Below are 5,008 nucleotides of genomic sequence, written 5' to 3' on the forward strand. Positions count from 1 at the left end.
GCGAACAGGCACGCCGCGCCGCCGCTCGCCGGGAGGCCCAGCGTCGCCTGGCCGCCCAGCGGGAGTCCGTCCGGCGTTCCGCCATGGGCCTGGATCGCCCCGCCGACCTGCCGCAGGTCGCCAGCGGCGGCTCGGTCTCCTACCGCCGCGCCGGTGGCCTGCGCGGTCGTCCCTACGAGGCCGGCCGCGGCTCGCACAGCGCCTGACCTCCTGTCCGAGGGCTCGCCACCCCGTGCAGGGTGGAGGCTGGTCGCCAGGCAGCAGTTTCACGGTTGTTGCTGCCTCGGCGGTGGGTGAAGGCGGCAATATCGGGGATTCTGCTGCCTCGTGGGGGCCGAGGAGCCAGGTGTCCGGGGTGTGGCGATCTTGGGGCGTCGAGCGGGCGGGGCGGTTCGCGGCGAAGGCGGTCGACCTGTTAGCCTTGTCGCCGGCCCGCCTGGTGAAAGCCGGGTGGGACCGAAGCCGGTAAAACGGCGGAGGGGCTGTGGCGCAGACTGGTAGCGCACCTCGTTCGCATCGAGGGGGTCAGGGGTTCAAATCCCCTCAGCTCCACCAGCAACATCAATGGCCAGCGGAAACGCTGGCCATTGATCATTTGGCGCAGATCCGGCACAACTCAGCCCGGAAGCGCCGACCCCGAGCGGTTCCCCGCACCCTTCCGAAGCGCCGTGCTGACCATGTTGCGGCGCCCTGCGGCCCGCCGCCGTACCACGCCGGGACGCGCGTGCGGCCGGGCGGCCGGTCACGCCCCGGCACGCACGGCGCAGCCATGGAGCAGGAACGGAGACAGCCGGGGCGTCAGCCGCAGGCTCGTGGCCCCGGACGAGTCCTCAGGGGCCACGGACGGGTCACCCACGAGCCGCTGTGGCGGTGTCCGCGGGGTGCCGGTCCGTGACCCGAAAGCCGAGTCCGATCCCGGGCACCCTCAGGGAGACCGGGAGGTGCGGGTGGGGTGTCAGTTCTCCGGCTGGATGCTGGCGAGCAGTTCGGTGACGTGGGTTTTGATGTCGTCGCGGACGTGGCGGACGACGTCGAGGGGTTGGCCGGCGGGGTCGGTGAGTTTCCAGTCTTCGTAGCGTTTGCCGGGGAAGACGGGGCAGGCATCGCCGCAGCCCATGGTGACGATGACGTCGCTGGTTTCGGCGGTGTCCCAGGTGAGTCGGGTCGGGGTCTGGTCGGTGATGTCGATGCCGACTTCCCGCATTGCTTCGACGGCGGTGGGATTGATCTGGTCGGTGGGCGCGCTGCCGGCGGAGCGGACCTCGACGGTGTCCCCGGCGAGGTGGCGGAGCCAGGCGGCGGCCATCTGGGAGCGGCCGGCGTTGTGGACGCAGACGAACAGGACGCTGGGCTTGTCGGTCATCGAGCTGCGCTTTCTCGGGTGGGGTGGGGCACGACCACCGCGTCGGCGGCGTGCCCGGCGTGGGGGTACCAGGCGGCGAGGGCGGCGACGGCCACCAGGCCGCCGACGAGCTGGGCGGCGACGAAGCCGGGCACGGAGGCGGGGGCGATGCCCGCGAAGGTGTCGGTGAAGGCCCGGCCGATGGTGACCGCAGGGTTGGCGAAGGAGGTCGAGGAGGTGAACCAGTAGGCCGATCCGATGTAGGCGCCGACGGCGGCCGGGGCCACGGTGGTGCGGCCGGAACGGGCGAGGGCGAAGACCAGGAGGACCAACCCGGCGGTGGCGACCACCTCGGCCAGCCACAGATTTCCGCCGGTGCGGTCGGTGTGGGGCCAGGTGACCGGCGGGAGCCCGAACATGAGGGCGGCCAGAACCGCCCCGGCGACGGCCCCGGTGACCTGCGCGCAGACGTAGGCGGCCAGGCCCCGGAGAGTCAGACCGGTCCCGGACCGGCGGCCGAGCCACCAGTCGACGGCCGAGACGACCGGATTGAAGTGCGCGCCCGACACGGGGCCGAACATCAGGATCAACGCGCCCAGAGCGAGGGCGGTGGCGACCGCGTTCTCCAGGAGCTGGAGGCCCACATCCGTCGGGGAGAGCCGGGTGGCGGCGATCCCGGAGCCGACGACGGCGGTGACCAGCAGGGCCGTGCCGGTGAACTCTGCGCTTGCCCGCCGGGTCAGCGCGAGGCTCACCCGGTGACCCGGGGGGCCGTGGGGATGTCCAGCAGTGCGCCGAGCTGGCGGAAGGCTTCCGGGCGGACCCGGTACCAGACCCAGGTGCCCCGCCGCTCGGAGTCCACCAGGCCAGCGTCCCGCAGCACCCGCAGATGGTGGGAGATGGTGGGTCCGGACAGGTCGAACGCCGGGGTCAGGTCACAGACGCAGATCTCCGGCACCGAGGCGATCATCGACATCAGCCGGAGTCGGACCGGGTCGCCCAGGGCCTTGAACATCGGGGCGACCACCGCCGCCTGGTCGTCGTCCATCGGACGGGCCGCGATCGGGGCGCAGCAGGCCACCGCGTTCAGGTCGACCACCGGCACGGCTTGTTTCGACATGCGTCTAGGTTGACAGATTTCAAAACAAGAGGCAACGTGGGGGCTGATTCGAAAATCATCTAGGCAGGACGGGTCGCGGTGATCGTGGCCCTGCCGAGAGGAGAGAGCCCATGTCCCGCGTTCAACTTGCCCTGCGCGTGTCCGACCTCGAAGGCTCCGTGGCCTTCTACGCGAAGCTGTTCGGTGTCGAACCGGCCAAGCGCCGCCCCGGCTACGCCAACTTCGCCGTCCAGAACCCGCCTTTGAAGCTCGTGCTCCTGGCGGGCGAGCCCGGCCAGCCGACCGTGCTGGACCACCTGGGCGTCGAGGTCTCCACCACCGAAGAGGTCAACGCCGCCACCCGGCGCCTCACCGAATCCGGCCTGATCACCCTGGAGGAGAACAGCACCGAATGCTGCTACGCCCTCCAGGACAAGGTCTGGGTGCGTGGCCCCGGCGACGAACCCTGGGAGGTCTACACCGTCAAGGCCGACTCCGACCACCTGGAGAAGACCACCGCGAGCGCCTGCGACACCCCCGCCACCGACAAGCAGCCCGCCACCACCAGCACCTGCTGCTGACCGCACCCGACCACAGCGGCAGACGTCCCGCCCGCAACGCCCGGACTCTCGCGAGACAGTACGAGCCGGGCGGCGGGCGGGACGGTGGCAAACACGGTGACCGGATGGTCGGCGGTCGGCGGGGTGGCAGCGGTGGGTGATATCGGATGGTCTTGTGATCCTCCGGCAGATGGTCTCCGCCGGAGCGCTGCTGCCACACCTGGTCGGCCACTGTGGGCGAGACCGCCTGATCAGGCCGACCACGCCCGCCCGCTGCGTCACGTCATGCACCGGAAATCCGGGGCGGTCGAGGTCAGCAGGGCAGTCCTCGCGGGCACTTTCCACGCCCGGTCCAGTTCGGCGGCGAGTGTGCCCAGCAGACGCGGTACGTCCGTGGCGGCCGAGTCGTGCATCGCCTCGACGACGACCAGCACGGTGGAGGTCTCCTCGCGCACCGCCGACCAGCCGCTCTGTCTGTTGGTCCAGCGTCGGGCGTGGGCCCGTCCGTGCGGGTCGGCGAAGATCACCTCACCGGGGTCGGGCCGCTCCTCGGCCCCGCCCAAGGTCAGGTAGCGCTCGTCGCCCCGGGCGTGCCGAACCTCGATGCCACCGCCGACGCGATCGACGTCGAGGATTCCGACCGGGATCGCGTACGCGGCCGAGACGGCGTTGCCGAGGTCGACGAGCGGGTGCACCCGGGGCAGGTCACCGGTGGTACGCAGCCGCCGCAGCAGGGACTCCGACGCACAGCGGTACCTGGTCGGCGCCAGCCCCATCCGGGCGAATGCCCGACGCCACGCCTGGATCTCCGCAAGACCCGCTTCGCTGCCGGCGGCGAGCCGCTGCCGGGCCTGCGCCAGCAGGTCGGCCAGCGGCAGTTCGGCTCGCGGCTCACCGGAGACGCCCTCGGCGTACAGCACGCCGGCGACCAGTGGCGGATGCTCGGCCCGGACCTCGGGAGAGTGCTGGAAGTACACGCCTCGACTCCTCACGCCTCGGCGCGGGCCAGCAGCAGGCCCAGCGCCAGGAACGACCCGGCGAAGCACCGGCGCAACCAGTCGGCCACCCGGGGGCGGTCGAGCACGCGTCGGCGTACGGCGGCGGCTCCCAGGCCATAGCCGACGAAGACCACCAGCGTGGTGGCGGTGAACACCGCGCCGAGCCCGAGCATCCGGCCGAGGGCTCCCGGCGTCTCCGGGTGGACGAACTGCGGCAGGAACGCCACAAAGAAGATCGTCAACTTCGGATTGAGCAGGTTCATCAGCACCGCCGAGACGATGACCTTGCCCGCCGGACGGGTGGGGGAGGTGTCGTCCACGGTGATCGCACCCCGGTCCCGCAGCGTGGCGAAGGCGAGCCAGAGCAGGTAGCCCACGCCCAGGTACTTGACCAGGTCGAAGGCGAGCGCGCTGGAGTGCAGCAGCGCGGCGAGCCCGGTCACGGCCGCCACCAGGTGCGGGACGGTGCCCAGGGTGCCGCCCAGCGCGGCGACCAGGGCGGCCCGGCGCCCACCGGTCAACCCGGCGGAGAGTGTGAACAGCACCCCGGCGCCCGGGGTGACGACCACGACGAGCGTGGTCAACAGGAACGCGATGGTCACGAGGTTGCTCCCTGGTCCGGTGATGGCACACCGGCAACCCTGTCGCCAGAATGGTCCGATGGACAGTGCCAAAACCGCCCCGCCCGACCGGTCCATAACCGAAAGGACGGTCACGCCTCCGGTGGTGGCGGGGCCCCCGGTCAACGCCGGGTCGGACTTCCTGCATCTCGACATCGGGCAGGCTCCGGCGGGTGGGCGGGCGGCCTGGCTTGCCCACCGGCTACGCCGGGCGATCGGCGACGGGGTGGTACCGGTCGGCGCCAGGCTGCCCGCCACCCGGGTACTCGCCGCCGATCTCGGGGTGTCGCGGGGGGTGGTGGTCGAGGCGTACCAGCGCCTGGTGGAGGACGGGCACCTCGCCGGCCGGGGCCGTGCCGGGACCGTGGTGGTCGCCACCGGAGTCGCGG

7 protein-coding genes, 1 tRNA gene and 1 pseudogene are annotated in these 5,008 nt (G+C 71.8%); 4 read left to right on the forward strand and 5 right to left on the reverse strand.

Annotated features, from left to right (window positions below; translation table 11 throughout):
- Both EYA84_RS26190 and EYA84_RS26195 read left to right on the forward strand, forming a co-directional pair.
- Positions 1–206: pseudogene (locus tag EYA84_RS26190) on the forward strand (hypothetical protein); the annotation flags it as partial.
- Positions 207–478: 272 nt separating this feature from the next.
- A tRNA-Ala gene (locus EYA84_RS26195) sits at positions 479–555 on the forward strand.
- Positions 556–955: 400 nt separating this feature from the next.
- Here the strand turns inward: EYA84_RS26195 and EYA84_RS26200 are convergent.
- Genes EYA84_RS26200 through EYA84_RS26210 form a run of 3 tightly spaced genes read right to left on the reverse strand, consistent with a single transcriptional unit; the run spans position 956 to position 2,462 of the window.
- Positions 956–1,363, reverse strand: a complete 408-nt coding sequence (locus EYA84_RS26200) for an arsenate reductase ArsC (RefSeq protein WP_131056297.1) — start codon at positions 1,361–1,363, stop codon at positions 956–958.
- On the reverse strand, positions 1,360–2,097 hold the full coding sequence (locus EYA84_RS26205) for an aquaporin (RefSeq protein WP_131056299.1): 738 nt from the start codon (positions 2,095–2,097) through the stop codon (positions 1,360–1,362). Before EYA84_RS26205 ends, EYA84_RS26200 begins: the two co-directional genes overlap by 4 nt.
- Positions 2,094–2,462, reverse strand: coding sequence for a metalloregulator ArsR/SmtB family transcription factor (locus EYA84_RS26210; RefSeq protein ID WP_131056301.1), 369 nt, complete (start codon positions 2,460–2,462; stop codon positions 2,094–2,096). The genes EYA84_RS26205 and EYA84_RS26210 overlap by 4 nt, the downstream gene beginning before the upstream one ends.
- A 110-nt stretch (positions 2,463–2,572) precedes the next feature.
- Here EYA84_RS26210 and EYA84_RS26215 point away from each other — a divergent pair, with 110 nt between their 5' ends.
- The gene (locus EYA84_RS26215) at positions 2,573–3,022 is read left to right on the forward strand and encodes an ArsI/CadI family heavy metal resistance metalloenzyme (protein ID WP_131056303.1); all 450 of its coding nucleotides are present in this window, start codon (positions 2,573–2,575) and stop codon (positions 3,020–3,022) included.
- Positions 3,023–3,279: 257 nt separating this feature from the next.
- Here EYA84_RS26215 and EYA84_RS26220 read toward each other — a convergent pair whose 3' ends face one another.
- Positions 3,280–3,978: a B3/4 domain-containing protein gene (locus EYA84_RS26220; protein WP_131056305.1), complete on the reverse strand. Its 699-nt coding sequence runs from the start codon at positions 3,976–3,978 to the stop codon at positions 3,280–3,282.
- Positions 3,979–3,989: 11 nt separating this feature from the next.
- Positions 3,990–4,601, reverse strand: coding sequence for a LysE family translocator (locus EYA84_RS26225; RefSeq protein WP_131056307.1), 612 nt, complete (start codon positions 4,599–4,601; stop codon positions 3,990–3,992).
- A 58-nt stretch (positions 4,602–4,659) separates the two neighbouring features.
- On the opposite strand from EYA84_RS26225, the gene EYA84_RS26230 reads away from it, so the two are divergent.
- The coding region (locus tag EYA84_RS26230) for a GntR family transcriptional regulator (RefSeq protein WP_131056309.1) at positions 4,660–5,008 on the forward strand (349 nt) is incomplete at its 3' end.

It is taken from the genome of Verrucosispora sp. SN26_14.1, assembly GCF_004307965.1.
In the GTDB taxonomy this organism is placed as follows: domain Bacteria; phylum Actinomycetota; class Actinomycetes; order Mycobacteriales; family Micromonosporaceae; genus Micromonospora.